The sequence below is a fragment of the Streptomyces justiciae genome (assembly GCF_015163075.1).
GTDB classification, from domain to species: domain Bacteria; phylum Actinomycetota; class Actinomycetes; order Streptomycetales; family Streptomycetaceae; genus Streptomyces; species Streptomyces justiciae.
On record NZ_JADDXU010000009.1, the window covers coordinates 88,463 to 105,961 of the forward strand.

At 69.8% G+C, this 17,499-nt stretch carries 21 protein-coding genes; 12 read left to right on the forward strand and 9 right to left on the reverse strand.

The features are described from left to right. Position 1: 1 nt before the first annotated feature. Both IQ210_RS24790 and mca read right to left on the reverse strand, forming a co-directional pair. Entirely contained in the window at positions 2-256 is a 255-nt protein-coding gene (locus IQ210_RS24790) for a hypothetical protein (RefSeq protein ID WP_194081316.1), read from the reverse strand. Then, a complete protein-coding gene (mca, locus tag IQ210_RS24795) occupies positions 249-1,130 on the reverse strand; it encodes a mycothiol conjugate amidase Mca (protein ID WP_194081317.1) in 882 nt (293 codons plus the stop codon). Before mca ends, IQ210_RS24790 begins: the two co-directional genes overlap by 8 nt. 105 nt (positions 1,131-1,235) lie before the next feature. Between mca and IQ210_RS24800 the strand changes: the two genes are divergently transcribed. Together IQ210_RS24800 and greA are read left to right on the forward strand one after the other, a co-directional pair. Further along, positions 1,236-1,634 carry a DUF4307 domain-containing protein gene (locus IQ210_RS24800; RefSeq protein WP_194081318.1) on the forward strand — a complete coding sequence of 133 codons (399 nt, stop codon included), beginning with the start codon at positions 1,236-1,238 and terminating at the stop codon, positions 1,632-1,634. A 168-nt stretch (positions 1,635-1,802) separates the two neighbouring features. Continuing rightward, complete coding sequence (greA, locus tag IQ210_RS24805) at positions 1,803-2,303, forward strand: transcription elongation factor GreA (protein ID WP_079310968.1); 501 nt, start codon at positions 1,803-1,805, stop codon at positions 2,301-2,303. Positions 2,304-2,408: 105 nt separating this feature from the next. Here the strand turns inward: greA and IQ210_RS24810 are convergent, their stop codons facing one another. The 3 genes from IQ210_RS24810 to ilvA all read right to left on the reverse strand — a co-directional run bounded on the left by IQ210_RS24810 (position 2,409) and on the right by ilvA (position 5,652). Further along, a complete protein-coding gene (locus IQ210_RS24810) occupies positions 2,409-3,266 on the reverse strand; it encodes an ABC transporter permease (protein ID WP_194081319.1) in 858 nt (285 codons plus the stop codon). Further along, a complete protein-coding gene (locus tag IQ210_RS24815) occupies positions 3,263-4,267 on the reverse strand; it encodes an ATP-binding cassette domain-containing protein (protein ID WP_194081320.1) in 1,005 nt (334 codons plus the stop codon). Before IQ210_RS24815 ends, IQ210_RS24810 begins: the two co-directional genes overlap by 4 nt. Positions 4,268-4,413: 146 nt before the next feature. Further along, the gene (gene ilvA, locus IQ210_RS24820) at positions 4,414-5,652 is read right to left on the reverse strand and encodes a threonine ammonia-lyase (protein ID WP_194081321.1); all 1,239 of its coding nucleotides are present in this window, start codon (positions 5,650-5,652) and stop codon (positions 4,414-4,416) included. Positions 5,653-5,815: 163 nt separating this feature from the next. Between ilvA and IQ210_RS24825 the strand changes: the two genes are divergently transcribed. From IQ210_RS24825 to IQ210_RS24835, 3 genes are all read left to right on the forward strand, one after another. Next, complete coding sequence (locus tag IQ210_RS24825) at positions 5,816-6,322, forward strand: MarR family winged helix-turn-helix transcriptional regulator (protein ID WP_179143498.1); 507 nt, start codon at positions 5,816-5,818, stop codon at positions 6,320-6,322. 183 nt (positions 6,323-6,505) lie between these two features. Continuing rightward, complete coding sequence (locus tag IQ210_RS24830; protein WP_194081322.1) at positions 6,506-7,009, forward strand: sigma factor-like helix-turn-helix DNA-binding protein; 504 nt, start codon at positions 6,506-6,508, stop codon at positions 7,007-7,009. An 87-nt stretch (positions 7,010-7,096) separates the two neighbouring features. After that, on the forward strand, positions 7,097-7,345 hold the full coding sequence (locus IQ210_RS24835; protein ID WP_194081323.1) for a hypothetical protein: 249 nt from the start codon (positions 7,097-7,099) through the stop codon (positions 7,343-7,345). A 10-nt stretch (positions 7,346-7,355) separates the two neighbouring features. Here IQ210_RS24835 and IQ210_RS24840 read toward each other — a convergent pair whose 3' ends face one another. Then, positions 7,356-8,513 carry a cystathionine gamma-synthase gene (locus IQ210_RS24840; RefSeq protein ID WP_194081324.1) on the reverse strand — a complete coding sequence of 386 codons (1,158 nt, stop codon included), beginning with the start codon at positions 8,511-8,513 and terminating at the stop codon, positions 7,356-7,358. Positions 8,514-8,656: 143 nt separating this feature from the next. Here IQ210_RS24840 and IQ210_RS24845 point away from each other — a divergent pair, with 143 nt between their 5' ends. The 6 genes from IQ210_RS24845 to IQ210_RS24870 all read left to right on the forward strand — a co-directional run bounded on the left by IQ210_RS24845 (position 8,657) and on the right by IQ210_RS24870 (position 14,068). Further along, positions 8,657-9,775, forward strand: coding sequence for a hypothetical protein (locus IQ210_RS24845; protein ID WP_194081325.1), 1,119 nt, complete (start codon positions 8,657-8,659; stop codon positions 9,773-9,775). A 76-nt stretch (positions 9,776-9,851) separates the two neighbouring features. Further along, a complete protein-coding gene (msrA, locus tag IQ210_RS24850; protein ID WP_194081326.1) occupies positions 9,852-10,520 on the forward strand; it encodes a peptide-methionine (S)-S-oxide reductase MsrA in 669 nt (222 codons plus the stop codon). 6 nt (positions 10,521-10,526) lie between these two features. After that, on the forward strand, positions 10,527-11,282 hold the full coding sequence (locus IQ210_RS48260) for a hypothetical protein (RefSeq protein WP_322656669.1): 756 nt from the start codon (positions 10,527-10,529) through the stop codon (positions 11,280-11,282). 24 nt (positions 11,283-11,306) lie between these two features. Then, positions 11,307-12,512 carry a Shedu anti-phage system protein SduA domain-containing protein gene (locus tag IQ210_RS24860; protein WP_322656671.1) on the forward strand — a complete coding sequence of 402 codons (1,206 nt, stop codon included), beginning with the start codon at positions 11,307-11,309 and terminating at the stop codon, positions 12,510-12,512. Positions 12,513-12,750: 238 nt separating this feature from the next. Then, positions 12,751-13,350: a hypothetical protein gene (locus IQ210_RS24865; protein WP_194081327.1), complete on the forward strand. Its 600-nt coding sequence runs from the start codon at positions 12,751-12,753 to the stop codon at positions 13,348-13,350. A 73-nt stretch (positions 13,351-13,423) separates the two neighbouring features. Next, positions 13,424-14,068, forward strand: a complete 645-nt coding sequence (locus IQ210_RS24870) for a DUF4291 domain-containing protein (RefSeq protein ID WP_194081328.1) — start codon at positions 13,424-13,426, stop codon at positions 14,066-14,068. Here the strand turns inward: IQ210_RS24870 and IQ210_RS24875 are convergent. The 3 genes from IQ210_RS24875 to IQ210_RS24885 all read right to left on the reverse strand — a co-directional run bounded on the left by IQ210_RS24875 (position 14,004) and on the right by IQ210_RS24885 (position 16,380). Then, positions 14,004-14,768 (reverse strand): SDR family oxidoreductase, encoded by a 765-nt coding sequence (locus tag IQ210_RS24875; RefSeq protein ID WP_194081329.1) that lies wholly within the window; start codon positions 14,766-14,768, stop codon positions 14,004-14,006. The genes IQ210_RS24870 and IQ210_RS24875 overlap by 65 nt on opposite strands. 120 nt (positions 14,769-14,888) lie before the next feature. Next, complete coding sequence (locus IQ210_RS24880; protein WP_194081330.1) at positions 14,889-15,272, reverse strand: VOC family protein; 384 nt, start codon at positions 15,270-15,272, stop codon at positions 14,889-14,891. A gap of 67 nt (positions 15,273-15,339) precedes the next feature. Then, positions 15,340-16,380 carry an NAD(P)-dependent alcohol dehydrogenase gene (locus IQ210_RS24885; RefSeq protein WP_194081331.1) on the reverse strand — a complete coding sequence of 347 codons (1,041 nt, stop codon included), beginning with the start codon at positions 16,378-16,380 and terminating at the stop codon, positions 15,340-15,342. 171 nt (positions 16,381-16,551) lie between these two features. Here IQ210_RS24885 and IQ210_RS24890 point away from each other — a divergent pair, with 171 nt between their 5' ends. Next, complete coding sequence (locus tag IQ210_RS24890) at positions 16,552-17,496, forward strand: helix-turn-helix transcriptional regulator (RefSeq protein WP_194081332.1); 945 nt, start codon at positions 16,552-16,554, stop codon at positions 17,494-17,496. Positions 17,497-17,499 lie beyond the last annotated feature (3 nt).

Here is a 17,499-nt window from a genome sequence, read left to right on the forward strand (position 1 = left end):
GTCAGCTCTGGCCGGCGCCGGGCTTGGCCGAGGCCGTCTCGGAGGCGGTCTCGGCGTCCGGGTCCGGGGTCTCCTTGAAGTCGACCTTCCCCAGCTGCCGGCTCATGCTCTTCATCAGCCCCCACACCGCCAGGGCCATCACCGCGAAGACGATGAAGCCGAGGACACCGGGGGTGACCTTGTTCTCGTCCACCTCCTTGGCGAGGGGGACGAGATGCGTCATTGCCAGGCTCACGCTTGCGCTCATGTCAGGCATTGTCGCGGATGCCCGCGAAGAGGTCGTCCTCGGGGAGGGAGGTATCGACGAGGGACTTCGCGAGCTCGTACTCCTCCGTCGGCCAGACCTCCTTCTGGACCTCCATCGGGACCTTGAACCAGCCGCCGTCGGGGTCGATCTGCGTGGCGTGCGCGATCAGGGCCTTGTCGCGGATCTCGAAGAAGTCGGCGCACGGGATGTGCGTGGTCAGGGTGCGCTCGGTGCGCTCGATCTCGTTCCAGCGCTTGAGCCACTCCCCGTACGGCGACTCCAGGCCGCGGTCCAGCATCGCCTGGTGCAGCGCCTCGGTGCGGGGGCGGTTGAAGCCCTGGTTGTAGTAGAGCTTCTGCGGCTGGTAGGCGGGGCCGAACTCGGCCTCCGGGTACTTCTCGGTGTCCGCCGCGCCCTCGAACGCCACCATCGAGATCTTGTGGGTCATGATGTGGTCGGGGTGCGGGTAGCCGCCGTTCTCGTCGTACGTCGTGATGACCTGGGGACGGAACGCGCGGATCTTGCGGACCAGCTCGCCGGCCGCCTTGTCGACGTCCTCCAGGGCGAAGCAGCCCTCGGGGAGCGGGGGCAGCGGGTCGCCCTCGGGGAGGCCGGAGTCGACGAAGCCGAGCCACTCCTGCTTGACGCCGAGGATCTCGCGGGCCTCGTCCATCTCCTTCTTGCGTACCTCGTGGATGTGCTCCTCGATGTACTTGTCGCCCTGCAGCTTCGGATTGAGGATGGAGCCGCGCTCCCCACCCGTGCAGGTCACGACCAGCACGTCCACCCCCTCGGACACGTACTTCGCCATGGTGGCCGCGCCCTTGCTCGACTCGTCGTCGGGGTGCGCGTGAACGGCCATCAGTCGCAGCTGGTCAGTCAAGACTCGATCCTCAGTAAGTCGGCGCCCCGGTGTCTTCGGGGGCGATCGGCGCTTCTATAGTGACCGAATCGGGGGGCGAATAATTCCGGGGTCCGGAGGACGATCATGAGTACGGCCGCCACGAAGCTGCCCGAGGGCCGTTACGGCCGCTCCTCGGACGAGCGCGCCGACCACAAGCTCAAGATCGCCGGTGCCGTCCTCGGGGCCCTGCTGCTCGCGATGATCGGCTATTTCGCCTGGCACTACGTCGGCCAGAACAAGATCAGTGCCGAGGTGATCACCTTCGAGCAGAAGAAGGACTCGGTGCAGGTGCATCTGGAGGTCCGCAAGGACGCCGGCGCCAGCGGCTACTGCACGATCCGCTCCCAGGCCGAGAACGGCGCCGAGGTCGGCCGGGCCGACTTCCGCTTCTCCGGCGACGCCACCCGCATCGACAAGGTCGTCACGCTCCGTACGACGTCTCCGGGCACCACCGCCGAGCTCCTGGGCTGCCACGCCGACTGAGTTCAGCCGCATTACGTAGGGGCTGACCTGCGTTGACGTGATTCTGATGGCTTATGTCCTCCCCCTTGGGCCGCTGAATTGTTAGGCTCGTGGTTTCGCCCATCCGTGAAGGAACATTCTTCTGGGTAGGGCGATGCTTTGTATTCCCAGTACCTACGAGGAGCACCTGTGACCCAGACCAGCGAAGACGTCACCTGGCTTACGCAGGAGGCGTACACCAAGCTCAAGGAAGAGCTGGCGTACCTGTCTGGTCCCGCGCGCGAGGAAGTCACCGCGAAGATCGCGGCCGCGCGCGAGGAGGGCGACCTGCGCGAGAACGGCGGGTACCACGCGGCCAAGGAAGAGCAGGGCAAGCAGGAGCTCCGCATCCGCCAGCTGACCCAGCTCCTGGAGAAGGCCAAGGTCGGCGAGGCCCCGGCGTCCGCCGATGGCGCGGTGGCCCCCGGCATGGTCGTGACGATCGCCTTCGACGGCGACGAGGACGACACGATGACCTTCCTGCTCGCCTCCCGCGAGTACGCCAGCTCCGACATCGAGACCTACTCGCCGCAGTCCCCGCTGGGCTCCGGCGTGATCGGCCACAAGGTCGGCGAGGACGCGGAGTACGAGCTGCCCAACGGCAAGAAGGCGTCCGTGAAGATCCTCAAGGCGGAGCCCTACAACGGCTGAGCCGTTCTCTTCGACGAGCCCCCGGCGCCTCCCGGCGCCGGGGGCTCTGTCATGCCGTCGCAGTCATTCCGTCGCGGTCATTCCGGCGCAGTCATTCCGGCGCTGTCACGCCGTCGCCGAGCGGTACTTCCTGACCGACAGGGTTCTGAAGACGACGATGATCAGGATCGAGTAGATCAGCGAGGCCCACACCGGGTGCTGCATCGGCCAGGCCTCGGAGGGTGAGACGCCAGGGTTGCCGAAGAGCTCACGACAGGCCTGGACGGTGGCGCTGAACGGGTTCCAGTCGGCGACATGGCGCAGCCACGGGGTCATGTGGCTGGTGTCCACGAACGCGTTCGAGATGAACGTGACCGGGAAGAGCCAGATCAGGCCGCTGGAGGTGGCCGCCTCGGGGGTGCGGACGGACATGCCGATCAGGGCGCCGATCCAGGTGAAGGCGTACCCGAGCAGGAGCAGCAGCCCGAAGGCGCCCAGCACCTTGCCGGCGTTGGTGGGCGCGTCCGATCCGACGCGCCAGCCGACCAGCAGGGCGACCACCGCGAGGACTATCAGGGTGAGCGCGGTCTGGACGAGGTCGGCGAAGGTGCGCCCGGTGAGCACCGCGCCCCTGGCCATGGGCAGGGAGCGGAAGCGATCGATGAGCCCCTTGTGCATGTCGTCGGCGATGCCGGCGCCGGAGCTGGCGGTGGCGAACGTGACGGTCTGCGCGAAGATGCCGGCCATCAGGAAGTTCTTGTAGTCGACGGCGCTGGTGCTGCCGCCGATCTGCATGGAGCCGCCGAAGACGTAGGTGAACAGCACCACGAACATGATGGGCTGGATCAGCCCGTAGATGATCATCTCGGGGATGCGGGACATCCGGATCAGGTTGCGCTGGGCGACGACCATGGAGTCCCGGACGGACTGGCTGACCGGGTTGCCGGCCGGTGCGACGCGTGCGGTGTCGGTGACGGCGCTCATTTCCTGACGGCCTCCTTGCCGCTCGCGTCGCCGCTCCCGGCGCCGTTCTCCTCGTCCTTCGCCTCGGCCACGTGGCCGGTCAGGGAGAGGAACACGTCGTCGAGGGTGGGGCGGCGCAGTCCGATGTCGTCTATCTCGATGCCCCGGGTGTCGAGCTCGCGGATGACCTCGGCGAGCAGCTTGGCGCCGCCGGTGACGGGGACGGTGAGCTTGCGGGTGTGCTCCTCGACCGTGGTGTCCCCCTTGCCGAAGCCGCGCAGGACCTCGGAGGCGGTCGCGATGTCCTCGCGCTCATGGACGACGACCTCGACGCGCTCGCCGCCGGTGCGGGCCTTGAGCTGGTCGGAGGTGCCCTGGGCGATGAGCCGGCCGTGGTCGACGACGGCGATGTCATGGGCGAGGTGGTCGGCCTCTTCGAGGTACTGCGTGGTCAGCAGGAGTGTCGTACCGCCGGAGACGAGTCGCTTGATGACGTCCCACAGCATCTGGCGGTTGCGGGGGTCGAGGCCGGTCGTCGGTTCGTCCATGAACATCACGGGCGGGGAGACGACTAGGGCGGCCGCGAGGTCGAGGCGGCGGCGCATGCCGCCGGAGTAGGTCTTGGTGGGGCGGTCGGCGGCGTCGGCGAGGTCGAACTGCTCCAGCAGCTCGGCCGCCCGGGCCTTCGCGGCCTTCGCCCTCATCTGGTAGAGGCGGCCGACCATCTGGAGGTTCTCGCGGCCGGTCAGATACTCGTCGACCGCCGCGAACTGGCCGGACAGTCCGATGGAACGGCGCACCGCGTCGGGGTGCTTGAGGACGTCGATGCCGGCGACGACCGCCTTGCCGCTGTCGGGCCGCAGCAGGGTCGTCAGACAGCGGACGGTCGTCGTCTTGCCCGCGCCGTTCGGCCCGAGCAGGCCCAGGACGGTGCCTTCCGGCACGTCGAGGTCGACGCCGTCCAGAGCCCTTACGTCACCGAAGGTCTTCACGAGACCTTCGGCGTAGATGGCGCCTGGCATATGAGTCTCCACGTCTTCGGGGATTCTTCGAAAAGCCTAGGTTTGCGCTGGTTCTGTCGCCTGTCCTTTTCCCGCAACACACCATAACGCGATGTATCGCGAGTCTCAACGGACTTTCCCGAAAGGGTGAATCCAAGCCGCTGACCTCAGTCGATGACCGTGTAACCCGCGTCCCGCAGGGCTCGGCCGACCTCGGCGCAGTGCTCGGGGCCCTTTGTCTCCAGGTGCAGCTCGACCTCCGCCTCCGTGAGCCCGAGCCGTGGGTCGGTCCGCACGTGGCTCACATCGAGGACGTTAGCGTCGACCACTGACAACACCCCGAGGAGCGTGGCGAGGGCACCGGGACGGTCGGTCAGCCGCAGCCGTACGGCCAGGTAGCGGCCCTGCGCGGCCATGCCGTGCCGCAGGACGCGCTGGAGCAGCACCGGGTCGACGTTGCCGCCGGACAGCACCGCGACGACCGGTCCCTCGAACGCGCCGGGGTCGCTCAGCAGCGCCGCGACGGGGCTCGCGCCGGCCGGCTCGACGACCAGCTTGGCCCGCTCCAGGCTCAGCAGGAGCGCCGCGGACAGCTCGTCCTCGGTGACCGTGCGCACCTCGTCGACCAGTTCGCCGACGATCTCGAACGGCACGTCGCCGGGCCGTCCGACCTTCATGCCGTCGGCCATCGTCGCCGGGTTCTCGATCGACACCGGGCGCCCCGCCGCCAGCGAGGGCGGGTACGCCGCCGCGCCCGCCGCCTGCACGCCCACGATCCGTACGTCGGGCCGCAGCGACTTCACGGCGACCGCGACGCCGGCCGCGAGACCGCCGCCGCCGATGCCGAGGACGATCGTGCGCACCTCGGGGCACTGTTCCAGGATCTCCAGGCCGACCGTGCCCTGGCCCGCGATGATGTCGGGGTGGTCGAAGGGGTGGATGAACACCGCCCCGGTCCGCTCCGCGTGCTCCTGCGCGGCGGCCAGCGTCTCGTCGACCACCTGCCCGTGCAGCCTCACCTCGGCGCCGTACTCCCGGGTCGCGCTGATCTTGGGGAGCGGGGCACCCTTCGGCATGAACACCGTCGACCGCACGCCCAGCAGCGACGACGCCAGCGCGACGCCCTGCGCGTGGTTGCCCGCGCTCGCGGCGACGACCCCGGCGGCCCGCTCCTCGGGCAGCAGCCCGGCGATCCGGACGTAGGCGCCACGCAGCTTGAAGGACCCCGTGCGCTGGAGGTTCTCGCACTTGAAGTGCACCGGCGCGCCCACCAGCTGCGAGAGGTGCCGGCTGCCCTCCATCGCGGTCACCCGCGCCACGCCCGTGAGCATCTTCTGGGCGCCGCGCACGTCGTCGAGGGTGACGGGCCGCAGGGAGTGCAAGGAGTCAGCCGTGCCGTAGCTCATGACACAAGCATCGCAGTTCACAGGCGCGAGCGGCCGCTGTGACCAACCTCCGAGACCGGTTTGCGCAGCGCCGGTACGGCCCGCCTTCCGGCCGCGTACCCTGTCCCCCAACCCAGCACCCTTTATCTGAAGTGAGCCCCCGGCCATGCCCACAACACCTGAAATGTCGATGGACATGACGACCGTCGGTGACACCGGTCTCCTCGACACGCTGCAGCACGAGGTGGCGGTCTTCGCCCGCCGTGCCGAACAGACCCGGCTCGGCGGGGTCGGGCAGGTGCGCAACTCCATGGACCGCGCCGCATACCTGCTGCTCAACCGCCTCGACAAAGAAGGCCCGATGGGCGTCAAGGCGCTCGCCGCGAGCATGGGCATCGACTCGTCGACGGTCACCCGGCAGGTGGCGCCGCTCGTGGACACCGGGCTCGTCAAGCGCACCTCGCACCCGGAGGACGGGCGCGCGGTGGTGCTCCAGCTGTCCCCGCGCGGGCTGTCGCGCCTGGAGGAAGTGCGCTCCTCCCGGCGTCAGTTGATGGCCGAGCTGACACACGACTGGGCGCCGGAGGAGCGCGAGGCGTTCTGCACGCTCCTCACGCGCTTCAACACCGCGCTCTCCTCGCGGATGGCGGCACAGGGGCTGCCGGGGGCGGATGCGCCGACCGCTTCCTGAGGGACACCGGAGGGTTCCCGGGTTCCCGTGCGCACCCGCCGGGGCGGAACGGCGCGCGGCTCTTGACCGAAAGGCCGCCATGGGCCTCATATGAGACCGGGTCCCGAGTCGCACACGGTTCCGTATCCCGTACGCGACCAGGGTCCGGTTCCCTCGTACGGTCGGCCTGAGGCGGGAGGCGCGGTGCGACAACGGCATGCGTCGCAAGACGCCCGCCGGGCCCGGGAGTTCAAGGCGTTCGTCGCGGGCGCGGCCGGGCGACTGCTGCATGCCGCGACGCTCCTCACGGCGGAGGCCCCGGACGACAACCCGCGCGCGCGGCGCCTGCTCACGCTGTCGCTGGCGCACACGTACGCGTGCTGGGACGGACTGCACGGCGAGGACCCGTACGACCGCACCCGCCAGTACCTGGCCACCCGCTTCGCCCGCGGCGCATGGCACCAGTACGGCGGCCTGTTCGGCGCCCGCCCGCATCCCGCCGGCGCGCTGGCCGGACTGGCGCCGCAGGAGCGGCTCGTCCTCGTCCTGAGGCTCTACGAAGGTGTCGCCGAGGAACAGACGGCGGCCCTCCTCGGCCTGCCGACGGAACGCGTCCACACGATCTGCGACCGGGCCACGGCGACGCTGCTCCACCCGCCACGGGGCCCGGCCCCGACGGTGGGCGGGGCGAAGGTGGCGGCGTCATGAGAGGGCCGGTGCCGATCGGACGTACGACGGGCTGGAGGCGGCCGTGAACCGTCCGGAGCGTGAGGCCACCGTGCGTGGGAGGCGGCCGTGAACCGACCGGAGCGGGAGGCCGCCGTGCGGCGGGTCATGGAGCAGGTGCCGCCGCCGGTGCCGCCGGAGCTGCATGACGAGGTGGTGCGCCGGGGTGCCCGGATGCTGCGGCGCAGGCGGGCGGCCCGCCGCGTGCTGTGGTTCCTGCTGTTCGCGGCGAGCGTGGCGTTCGTGGTGTGGGCGGTGATGGCCCGCCCCTGGGTGGAGCCGCCGTCGGAGACGACTCCACCGCTGACCGGCTGGTGAGCCGGACGGGTTACCGACCCAGCGCCTGCTGGAGGTCCTCCAGCAGGTCGTCGACGTTCTCGATGCCCACGGAGAGGCGCACCAGGTCGGCGGGCACCTCCAGGGCGCTGCCCGCGGCGGACGCGTGCGTCATGCGGCCGGGGTGCTCGATCAGGGACTCGACGCCGCCCAGGGACTCGCCCAGCGTGAAGACCTTGGCGCGGTTGCAGACCTCGACGGCCGCCTCCTCGCCGCCCTCGACCTGGAAGGAGACCATGCCGCCGAACGCGCGCATCTGCTTGGCGGCGACCTCGTGCCCGGGGTGGTCCGTAAGACCCGGGTAGAGAACCTTCGTCACGCGCGCGTGCCGGGTCAGCATGTCGGCGACCTTGGTCGCGTTCTCGCTGTGCCGGTCCATGCGCACCGACAGCGTCTTGGTGCCGCGCAGCACCAGCCAGGAGTCGAAGGGCCCGGCGACCGCGCCCATGGCGTTCTGGTGGTACGCCAGTTCCTCGCCGAGCGCCTCGTCGCCGACGATGAGCGCACCGCCGACGACGTCGGAGTGGCCGCCCATGTACTTGGTCAGGGAGTGCACGACGACGTCGGCGCCGAGCGACAGCGGCTGCTGGAGGTACGGCGTGGCGAAGGTGTTGTCGACGACGAGCTTCGCGCCCGCGTCCCGCGCGATCTGTGCGACGGCGGCGATGTCGGTGATGCCGAGCAGCGGGTTGGAGGGGGTCTCCACCCACACGGCCTTGGTCTTCGGGGTGATGGCGGCCCGCACGGCGGCGGGGTCGCTGGTGTCGGCGACCGACCACTCCACGCCCCAGCGGGCGACGACCTTCGCGAAGAGGCGGAACGTGCCGCCGTAGGCGTCGTTGGGGATGACCACGTGGTCGCCGGGGCTGAGCAGCGTACGCAACAGGCAGTCCTCGGCCGCCAGTCCGGACGCGAACGCGAGACCTCGGCGGCCGCCTTCGAGGGCGGCGAGGTTCTCCTCCAGGGCGGTGCGGGTCGGGTTGGCGCTGCGGCTGTACTCGTAGCCGCCGCGCAGGCCGCCGACGCCGTCCTGCTTGTAGGTGGAGACCTGGTAGATCGGCGGGACGACCGCGCCGGTGAGGGGATCGGCGGTGTTGCCCGCGTGGATCGCGAGGGTCTCGAAGTGCTGACTGGTGTGCCTGTCGCTCATGGGCCCCGAGCGTAGTCCGCATTCCGGACCGATGTCGGCGGTGAGGTGTACATGCCCCCGACGGGAGAGTCGTCCGGGCCGGGTTTTCCACAGGCAGGGGACCGGGTTGGCCAATTGTCGGCGGCGTCTGGAACGCTTGTGGCATGGAGATTCTCTGGGTCCTGATGGCGCTGGTCATGCTGGGCTTCGTGGTGCTGCCCGTCCTGAGGCGCCGACGGGGCATGATCGAGCGGGTCCCGCCGGGCCACCCCGACGCCGCGGACCCGGCGGACTACGGTTTCGTACGGCAGGAGGAGCTGGACGTCCGGATGCCCGGCCCCGACCAGGACCTGCTGGACGTCCTGGACCTGGTGCAGCGCACCCAGGACCACCGCGCGGCCTCCCAGCTCCTCGCCGGCACCGAGGCGGCGGGCGAGCTGCGCTGGCAGCGCGTGCAGGCGTTCGCGGGGGCGGCCTCCCTGGAGCTGGCGCGGCGTCCGGGCGGGGTGAGCGAGACGCCGGGCGGGCAGTGGCTGCGGGTGTGGCGGGCCGAGGCACCGAAGGACGCGGGCGGCGCGGCGGTGCATGCGGAGTTCCTGGTGCAGCAGGCGTGGCGGACGGCGACGCCGGGCACGGACGACTTCCGGATCATCATGGAGGAGGCGAAGGCGGCGTGCGCCGAGGCGGCGCTGCTGGCTCCGGGTGACCCGATCCCGTACATCGTCGAGCTGTCGGTGGCGCGCGGACTCGCGTACCCCCGTGAGGAGTTCGAGCAGCTCTGGCTGAAGATCCTGGACCGCGCGCCGGCGCACATGGGCGCGCATCTGGCGGCGCTGCACTACTGGTGCGAGAAGTGGCACGGTTCGCGCGAGCAGGCGATGTCCTTCGCGGAGGCGGCCGCGGCCCGCGCGCCCCAGGGTTCCCTCCTCTCGGCGATGCCGCTGTTCGCGGTCTTCGAGCACCTGCCCGAGGTCAACCTGGTCGCCGGCTTCTATCAGAGCGAGGTCGTCACGAAGGCGATACACGGCGCCCTGCACGCCGTGCACTCGGCCCGCGCGGACGACCCGATGCTGGCGCACGTCCGGCACATGCTGGTCTTCTTCCTGGTCCGCGGCGAGCGTTGGGCGGAGGCCATGAACCAGCTCCTCCACATCGACGGCCATGTGGGCGCCCTGCCGTGGACCCTGTCCCCCGACCCGGCGGCGGAGTTCGCGGTCTACCGGGCGCTGGCGGTGGCGGGCTACGAGGCGAACGGCGGCAGCCCGGCAACGCTTCCGCACTGAGGCGGGGCGCCGGAATGCGGGGGCGGCGGCCTGGTGTTGACGGCTGCGCCGCCCTCCCCCGACGAAGGAGCACGCCATGCTGTTCGGCCGTACGCCTGTCCTCCCCACGCCCGAACAGGCGCTGCAGGGCCGCCCCGAGCCGCTGTTCAGCCTCCCCGACCACCACACCGTCCTCAACACCCCGCTCCTGGGCCCCTACCCCGAGGGCCTGGAGATCGCCGACTTCGGCCTGGGCTGCTTCTGGGGAGCCGAGCGCAAGTTCTGGCAGCTCCCGGCCGGTGTGTACACGACCGTGGTCGGCTACCAGGGCGGCCACACCGAGAACCCCACCTACGAGGAGGTCTGCTCGGGCCTCACCGGCCACACGGAGGTGGTCCGCGTGGTCTTCGACCCGACCGTCATCTCCTACGACCGCCTCCTGAAAACCTTCTGGGAATCCCACGACCCCACCCAGGGCTTCCGCCAGGGCAACGACGTAGGCACCCAGTACCGCTCAGCGATCCACACCCACACCCCAGCGCAGGCCGACAGGGCCCACTCCTCCCGCGAGGCCTACCAGAAGGCCCTGACGGCGTCGGGCCACCACGCCACGATCACCACGGAGATCCTCCCGGCGGAGGGCCGCCCCTTCTATGCCGCCGAGGAATATCACCAGCAGTACCTCGACAAGAACCCGGCGGGGTACTGCGGCATAGGCGGGACGGGTGTGTCCTGTCCTGTCGGCGTTGCCAAGGCCGGCGGCTGATGCCAGGTGACGGACGCCGAGATGCTCGTACGCCTGCTCACGGCTCTCGGTGCCGGCGCCGACGACGCACGGGGCTGGGCGGAGTCCGAGGTCAGGGAGGGGTTTCCGCAACTGGCCCGGTACCGGCTCCTGCGTGCCCTTGCGCAGGATGTCCAGGCTTGGGACGCCGTCACGGTCGCTGCCCTTCGGTACGGCACGAGTCAGGCTGAAGACGTCATCGACATCGCTCGCGCCGTCGCGCGGGAGACCACCTTCAGCGTCCTGTACCGGCTGTCGGACCCGGACAGCGACGACCTCCCCGTCGACCTTCAGCGGCAACTGCCCGGCTGGGCCCTCGTGGAGACCACACCGGTCGGCGAGCTGACGGGTCGGGTCCTGGGTGCCGTGTACGAGGACCTCAACACCCTTGATCCAGGGGCCGAAGCGGCTCGGGACACGACCGTCGCGGCAGGCTGGATCTGGGAGACCAACCTCCGCCCCTTCTGCGAGTCGCTCGCCGCGGAGGTGGCCTACGACTTCGACGACAGTGACTGGCTGGCGATCGACACGGCGCTCCCGGGCACGGATGACGAACAACCGCTCTCGGCCTGGTACGTCTACCCGCTCGTCGGACGTCGGCGGGTCGAGCTGCACGTAGCTCAGTCCGTGGGCGGCGGTGAGGTGTCGGTGAGTGTGCAGGGGGCCGTCGACGGACCGACCCGAAGTCGCGTCGCGCTGCTTCTCGACGTCATGGCGCGTTACCGGATGATCGCATCGGAATAGCAGCGCCCACAGATAATCGCGTCCGTGGATGTGAGATCTGACTTCGCGTTGAAGCTCCAGCTGGATCACGTGGCCGAGCAAGCCGGCGACCCCAAGGTCAAGGACGCCCTTGAAGCGGTCGTCCGGCACATGAACAGCGGCAGAAGCCCCTACCGGGGAGGCCGCACGCTCGTCGCCCTGTTGCGGGACGTGCGGGCCACCGCGGCGGCGCTCGACGAATGGCACGTCGTACGGCTGGTGCAGGACTCGCTGGACTACGCGGAAGGACGGATCCTCCGGCCGGACTTCGAGGAGCGGTACCGGCTCTTCCAACGGTCGACAGAACCCCTGAGTTCACATCAGGACTACCTGGCACGAACGCTCTCCGCGACGCTCGCCTTCTTCATGCAACTCGGCGACGAATACCTGGCCCAGCATCCCGACGCGGGCGCGGGCGAAGTGCTCACCCACGTGAAGGGCGTTGCCCAGGACGCGCGTTACATGCAGCAGTCGCAGGAACGGACGGGCCGTTGTCGCATCCTGCGGGGCAGCGCCGAGGTGGCGGCGTGGCTCGAGCAGGTCTTCCAGGAGCGGGTGGACGTGGAGGACCCGGAGGCCACCGCTCGCCGCATCGTGATGTCCCCGGAGTCGCTCGCGGTTCTGGCAGCGGACCGAGACGGGCAACTGCTGCTGCGGGCCGCGGAGGTCCAACGGCGTCGGCGGGGGCTCAAGGCGCTGCGCACGACGGTGGAGGACCCGCGAGCGAGCGAGAGCGATCTGCAGCGTGCGCTGGACGGCCAACACTGGATCTTCGGCGGGCAGTTCGTGGGCCAGGCGGTCCAGCGCAGGCTCGTGCCGGGCGATGAGGTCGACATCCCTCTGATACGTGGGGACGGCGCGCTGCACATCGTCGAGTTGAAGCGCGCCATGAGCCTCAAGGGCTCCCTCGTCAAAAGACACCGAGGGTGTTGGGTGCCGACGGCCGAGGTGCACGACGCGGTGAGCCAAGCGGTGAACTACCTCGTCGGCCTGGACGAACATCGACAGCGGATCAGGGACGAACTCGGCATCGAGACCCGCCGGGCGAGCGCTCTGGTACTGATCGGCCACCCGTCCCTACAACCGGACGTGCCCGAGGAAGCCATCAACGAGGCCCTGCGCACTCTCAACACCCACCTGAGCCGCGTCGAGGCGGTGACGTACAAGGAGTTGGTGGATAACGCGGAGCGGGCGCTGGGAGGATGGCGGTAGGCGGGTCAAGCCGACAAGGGAGAGCAGGTGTCTGCAGGGCGTTGCTGGCCCAGGTTCCGCATGCCCGGGTGGTGGGGCGGTGTGGATGCGGTGCGGTTGCGTGATCGTCGACTCCCTCCTGGAGATCTACTCGGTGTCCGACGAACCGATCACCGCATGGCCCGACCCCCGCTTCATCGAGCGCTGACCGGTCAGCGGTAGGCGCACGCAGCAGTCGTACGTCATGGATCATGACGCCATGGACACCCTCACCCCCTACCAACAGGCCCTCCGCGACCGGCTCCTCGCCGCCCCCGTACTGCCCGCGCCCGCGCCCTGGCAGCCCGTCTTCTCCCCGCGTCACGCCTCCTGCGCACCGGTCGGAGGGCTGCTCGGGATCGGGTTCGGGACGCATCCCGAGAACGGGAACGACCTGGTCATGGTCGTCTCGCACGACGGGCACGGGCTCTTCGACGCCGTCAGCGGGGAGAAGATCGCCCGGGACCGGGACCCCGACGACGAGGACTGCGCCCCTGACGGAACCGACGACCTGACCTGCCCGGGGCTCGGTCCGCTCGCCGGCACCAGGGTGCACATCGCCGGGCTCTACGGCGGAGGGCTGCACATGACGGCCGCGGGCGGATGGGGACTTGAGGTCGTCCAACCCGCCTGGCCCCACGACCGGGTCCTGCTCACCCACGGCAGCGGCATGCCGCACCGCGAACCGCACGGCGACGGATGGTGGCACATCTTCCACTCCCACTACAGCGAACTACGAGCGGTCGGCTTCTCCCCCTCCGGCCGCACCCTCGCCGTCGCCACCAGCAGCGACCTCACGCTCTGGACTCGCGCCATCTAAAAGCACCCCAAAAAAAGCACCGACGCAGAAATTCAGTGGTCGCCCCTCACCCCCCGACCACACCCTGTACGCCATGGAAGTACCCGAGCATCACCAGATCCGCGCCCTCCACACCCCGTCCACCGTCACCGTCTACCAGGCCTACTCCCCCACGATCGGCCTCCCCGCCGCCCGCGACGGCCGCTTCCCCGCCGCCTGGAAGCGCGACCGTATGACATGGATCAAGCCCAGCTTCCTGTGGATGATGTACCGCTGCGGATGGGGCACCAAGGAAGGCCAGGAGACCGTCCTGGCCGTGGAGATCACCCGCGACGGCTTCGAGTGGGCGCTGCGGAACTCGTGCCTGTCGAGCTACGTCCGCGACGCGCACCCCGACCGGGCCACCTGGCAACGGCAGTTGAAGCGCTCTCCGGCCCGCGTGCAGTGGGACCCCGAACGTGACCTCCGACTACAGCCCCTGCCGTACCGTTCCCTGCAACTCGGCCTGTCCGGCGAGGCAGCGCGCCGCTACGCCGACGAGTGGACGGTGGCCATCCGGGACGTGACACCGCTCGCCCATGAGATCCACGCCCTGGTCAAGGACGGCGACCTCGACGCAGCGGCGCGGCTACTGCCGCGGGAGCGCCCCTTTCCCACCCCGGAGCACCCGTCCATCACACCCGCCCCGCCAAGAACTCCCCCCAAGTCCGCTTCCCCCTCTCCGCCCCCTCCAACGTGAGATTCGCCCCCGCCCGATACGCCTTCCCGGCCTTCCCCGGAATACGAACCGGCAGCCGCAACCGCCCCCGCGCGCCCCGGAGTTCGAGATAGGGACGGGCCAGCTCGGCGAAGTCGTGCACCTCCGGCCCCGCCATGTCCGGGACCAGCCCCGCAGGCTCCCCCAGCGTCAACTCGACCAGCCTCGCCGCCACTTCCGCCGAGTCGACCGGCTGGAGGCGTAGTCCGCCCGGTATCGGCAGGACCGGGAGCTTCGTCAGCTTCTCGATCATCGTCAGGGTCAGGTCGTGGAACTGGGCGGCCCGCAACGTCGTCCAGGGGATGCCCGAGTCAGCGATCGCGCGCTCCGAGTCCAGCTTGGTCCGCAGCCAGGCCAGCGGGACGCGGTCGGCGCCGATGACCGAGATGTAGACGAGGTGCCGTACGTCGGCTGCGCGGGCCGCCCTTACGAGGGTGCGGGTCGCCTCGTCGTCGCCCTTCGGGCCGCCCGCGAGGTGCAGGACCGTGTCGACACCCGACAGTGCCGCGTCGATGCCCTCGCCCGTCATCAGGTCGCCGGTGACGTACTCGACCCCGTCCGCGTCCTCGCGGTCGCGGCGGCTGAGGACCCGCACCGTGCGGCCCGCCGCCCGCAGCAGCGGAACCGCGTGGCTGCCCAGGGTGCCCGTGCCGCCGGTGATCAGGATGGGGGTCGTCGTCATGACTGCTCCAGTTCTGTGAGCCGAGGAACTGCCTTCGCGGACATGACGCGAGGGACTGGAGCGATGTGACAGCCGGGGGCGGATTCTGTTCCGCCCCCGGCACTCGTGCGCAATCAGACGTCAGTCGCCACTGCCGTAGGGCCTGGTCAGGATCTCCAGGTTGTGGCCGTTCGGGTCGTCGAAGTACGTGCCGCGGCCGCCGTCATTGTGGTTGATCTCGCCCCGCTGTCGGTGGAACGGGTCCGCCCAGTGCGTCAGACCCCGCTTCTCGATACGGCCGAAGATCGTGTCGAAGTCGTCCTCCGACACCAGGAACGCGTAGTGCTGCGGCGTGATGTCCCCAGGCGCCTCCATGAAGTCCAGGGTCACTCCGTTGGGAATCTCGACGGGGATGAAGGGACCGTACTGCGGGCCCACTTCCAGTCCCAGGATGTCGGCGAGGAACCGGGCCGACGCCTGCTTGTCGTGAGCGGCGACGATGGTGTGGTTCAGCTGAACAGTCATCGTGTTGGCCTCCTCGTTCCGAGGCTACTCTCGCCGTCCGGCCCCACACCGACCGTCGCCGGAGGCGTCAGATCGTCGCCGTGTCGATCACGAACCGGTACCGGACGTCGCTCGCCAGCACCCGCTCGTACGCCTCGTTGATCTCCGAGGCGCTGATCAGCTCGATCTCCGCACCGAACCCGTGCTCCGCGCAGAAGTCCAGCATCTCCTGGGTCTCCTGGATGCCGCCGATGCCGGAACCGGCGAGGGTCTTGCGGCCGGCGATCACCGAGAAGAGGTTGAGCTTGACCGGCTCCTCGGGCGCGCCGACGTTCACGAAGGCGCCGTCCGTCTTCAGCAGGGACAGGTAGGCGTCGAGGTTCAGCGGGGCCGAGACCGTCGACAGGATCAGGTCGAAGGTGCCCGCGAGCTCCTTGAAGGTCGCCTCGTCGCTGGTGGCGTAGTAGTGGTCGGCGCCCAGCTTCAGACCGTCGTCCTTCTTGCGCAGGGACTGGGAGAGGACGGTGACCTCGGCGCCCAGCGCGTGCGCGATCTTGACGCCCATGTGGCCGAGGCCGCCCATGCCGAGGATCGCGACCTTCTTGCCGGGGCCGGCGTTCCAGTGCTTGAGCGGGGAGTACGTGGTGATGCCGGCGCAGAGCAGCGGCGCGGCCTCGTCGAGGGACAGGCCGTCGGGGATACGGACGACGAAGTTCTCGTCGACGACGACCTTCTCCGAGTAGCCGCCGTAGGTCGGCTCGCCGTCCTTGCCGACGCCGTTGTACGTGGGGACACTGCCGCCGGTGCAGTACTGCTCCAGGCCGGCCTTGCAGTTGTCGCACTCCCGGCAGGAGTCGACGAGACAGCCGACGCCCACCCGGTCGCCGACGGCGTACTTGGTGACGCCGGGGCCGACCTCGGAGACGACGCCCGCGATCTCGTGACCGGGGACCATCGGGAAGATCGCCTCGCCCCAGCCCTCACGGGCCTGGTGGATGTCGGAGTGGCAGATGCCGGCGAACTTGATGTCGATCAGGACGTCGAACTCGCCGACCGGGCGCCGCTCGATGGTGGTCCGCTCCAGCGGGGCCTTCGCGGCGGGGGCGGCGTACGCGGCAACGGTGGTCATGCGGGGGTTCTCCTCAAGAGGGGGGTCGCACCCGGCTGCCTTCCGGCCGGGCACGATGTCCAGCGTGCCCGAGCGATCGCCGTTCACCCAGGTCACAGCTTTGCGTACGTTCGCTGGTCCTACTACTGGCGGGGACAGGATGCTGGACGTACGACCGTGAATACTTGACGTATGGACGAAAGGGCCGAGAGAGCCGAGACGGGCGAGAGGGCTGCGGAGCACGGCGGAGCCGGGGGCACGCTGGACCGGCGGGCCGAGCTCAGCGAGTTCCTGCGCACCCGGCGGGCCCGGCTGAAGCCGGAGGACGTCGGGCTGCCGGACTTCGGGCGGCACCGGCGGGTGCCGGGGCTGCGGCGCGAGGAGCTGGCGCAGCTGGCGGGCGTCTCGGTGGCGTACTACACCCGCCTGGAGCAGGGCAACGGGCGGAACGTGTCGGCGGAGGTCCTCGACGCCATCGCCCGCGCGCTGCGGCTGAACGACGCCGAGCACGCGCACCTCACCCATCTCGCGAAGCCGAAGCAGCACAAGAAGAAGCAGGCGGCGCGCACGGAGCAGGTGCGCGGGGCGCTCGGACAGCTGCTGGACACGATGGACGGCGTCCCGGCGTACATCACCGGCCGACGCTCCGACATTCTCGTCTGGAACCGGATGGCCGCCGCCGTCTTCGGCGACTGGTCGGAGCTGCCGCCGCAGGAGCGGAACTGGGCGCGGCTGGTGTTCCTGCGGCCCGAGTACCGCGACCTGTTCGTGGAGTGGGACCAGAAGGCGTACGACATGGTCAGCTTCCTGCGCATGGACGCGGGCTGCCACCCCGACGACCCGCGTCTCGCCGCCCTGGTCGGTGAACTCTCCGTCAAGAGCGAGGACTTCAGGCGGCTGTGGGCCACCCACGACGTCAAGGAGAAGAGCTACGGCGTCAAGCGGCTGATGCACCCGCTGGTCGGCGAACTCGCCCTGAACTTCGAGTCGTTCCGCCTGACGGACGGCACGGAGCAGACCCTGATCACCTACTCCGCCGAGCCGGGCTCCCCGTCCGCCGAGGCCCTGCGCCTGCTGGCGAGCTGGGGCACGGACGCGACGCGGGTGGGCCAGGACTCCACGACACCGCGTACCTGAGGC